Origin of the sequence: Lactobacillus nasalidis (assembly GCF_016587775.1) — a bacterium.
Taxonomy (GTDB): domain Bacteria; phylum Bacillota; class Bacilli; order Lactobacillales; family Lactobacillaceae; genus Lactobacillus; species Lactobacillus nasalidis.
In genome coordinates, this window is record NZ_BOCG01000710.1 from 1 (window position 1) to 2,068 (window position 2,068).

Consider the following 2,068-nt stretch of genomic DNA (forward strand, 5'->3'; position numbering starts at 1 on the left):
CGGGGACCGGAATTACATCTTCTCAGTCGTCGGGATCACGCCGACTGACAATCCCCGCTACTGCATCTACTTGACCATGAAGCAGCCAAGCAAACTGGGCAGCGGGGCTGAAGCCATCCTGGCCCAGATCTTTAAGCCGATGATGAGCCGGCTGGTGCTGCTGAACAAGGGCAGCAAGTCGGCCTCAGCAGTCGTCAAGGTGCCGAAGTTTACTGGTCTGACCTATGCCAAGGCCAAAAAGAAGGCAACTTCCAACGGCTTGAGCCTGGTTCGCCTGGGCACGGGCAGCAAGGTCCTCAGCCAAAAGGCTGCCGCCGGCGAAACAGTTTCAGTCGGCAGCAAGGTCTTCGTTTTGACCAGCGGCAAGATCAGCCTGCCTGATCTGACCGGCTGGAGCGAAAGCCAGGTGGAATCGTATGCTTCACTGGCCGGGATCAAGCTGCAGATTTCCGGCAGCGGCAAGGTCAAGTCGCAGAGCCTGACAGCAGGCACAACCGTCAAATCGGGGACCAAATTGAAAGTAGAGTTAAAGGAGTAATAGTTCGATGCAAGCAAGTATGATTGCTTTTATGATTTCGCTGGTACTCAGCGCGCTGTTTTTGCCATGGCTGATCATCTGGATGAGAAGCCACGATGAGGGCCAGCAGATTCGCGGCGAAGGACCGAAGTGGCATGAAAAGAAGTCGGGCACGCCGACCATGGGGGGCACGGTCTTCGTTCTCTCTGCCGCCATCGCGACGGTAGCCATCTGCGCCTACAAGGGCCAGCTGGACCAGACGGTCTGGATTTTGCTGGCAGCTCTTTTGGGCTACGGGATCATCGGCTTTTTGGACGACGGCTTAAAGCTCTTCTTCAAGCGCAACCTGGGCCTTAGAGCCTGGCAGAAAATGGCCCTGCAGCTGCTTGTGGCCGCCATTATCGTTTTGCTGGCTGCCAGCGACAACTTCGACTTCAGCCTTTACCTGCCATTTGTCGGCGTGGTAAAGAACATGGTGGTCTTTGTCCTGTTTGAAGTCTTCTGGCTGGTTGGCTTCTCCAACGCCGTCAACCTGTCAGACGGGCTCGACGGCCTGGCAACCGGTCTGTCTTTCATTGCCTACGGCACTTATGCCTGGCTGGCCTTCAAGAGCCAGAACTTCGCTGTTTTGGTCTTCTGTATGGCCGTAATGGGTGGGCTGGCAGCCTTCTTCATGTTCAACCACAAGCCGGCCAAGATCTTCATGGGCGACGCCGGCTCTCTGGCTTTGGGCGGCGGTTTGGCGGCCGTCAGCATCTTCTTGGGCCGGCCGTGGTCACTGCTTTTGATCGGTATCGTTTTCGTGTGTGAAACGGCCAGCGTGATTATGCAGGTCATTTCCTTCAAGACGACCGGCAAGCGGATTTTTAAAATGACGCCAATCCACCACCACTTCGAAATGATGGGCTGGTCTGAATGGAAGGTCGACACGGTCTTTTGGCTGGTTGGCCTGATCGGCAGCGTAATTTATTTGATGATTTGGGGATAATTAACGATGAAAAAAATCGAAAAATATGCTGGTAAAAACATTTTGGTTTTGGGTTTGGGCCGCAGCGGTTTCGCGGTCAGCAAGCTGCTGCTGAAGCTGGGCGCGCGCCTGACTTTGAACGACAAGGCTGACTTGGAGGCAAACCCGAAGGCGCAGGAATTGGCTGACCTGGGCGTCAGAGTGATTGGCGGCAGCCACCCGACCGACTTGTTCGATCAGGAAAAGTTTGACTACCTGGTCAAGAACCCCGGCATTCCTTACGAAAACCCCATGGTGGCCAAGGCCCTTGAGAAAAAGATTCCGGTTATTACCGAACCCGAAGTTGCCTTGAGTGCCAGTGAGGCGCCGTATGTCTGCGTGACAGGGTCAAACGGCAAGACCACCACGGTCATGCTGACCCAGCAGATCATGGACCACTACCTGGCCAAGAGCGGCCACCACGCTTACGCCGTCGGCAACATCGGCTGGCCGATTTCAGAAGTCGTCTTGGACCAGGCTGGTCCAGAAGACCTCTTGGTCGTGGAAATGTCCAGCTTCCAGCTGATGGGAGTCACCGACATTGA

General features: G+C 55.4%; 3 protein-coding genes. All 3 read left to right on the plus strand.

What is annotated here, in order from left to right:
• A partial coding sequence (locus lacNas_RS13560; protein ID WP_201346953.1) for a PASTA domain-containing protein occupies positions 1-538 on the plus strand: 538 nt, incomplete at its 5' end.
• 7 nt (positions 539-545) lie between these two features.
• The gene (gene mraY, locus lacNas_RS13565) at positions 546-1,505 is read left to right on the plus strand and encodes a phospho-N-acetylmuramoyl-pentapeptide-transferase (protein ID WP_201330600.1); all 960 of its coding nucleotides are present in this window, start codon (positions 546-548) and stop codon (positions 1,503-1,505) included.
• A 6-nt stretch (positions 1,506-1,511) separates the two neighbouring features.
• Positions 1,512-2,068 (plus strand): Mur ligase family protein (locus tag lacNas_RS13570; protein ID WP_244661474.1); only part of this gene is annotated, 557 nt, incomplete at its 3' end.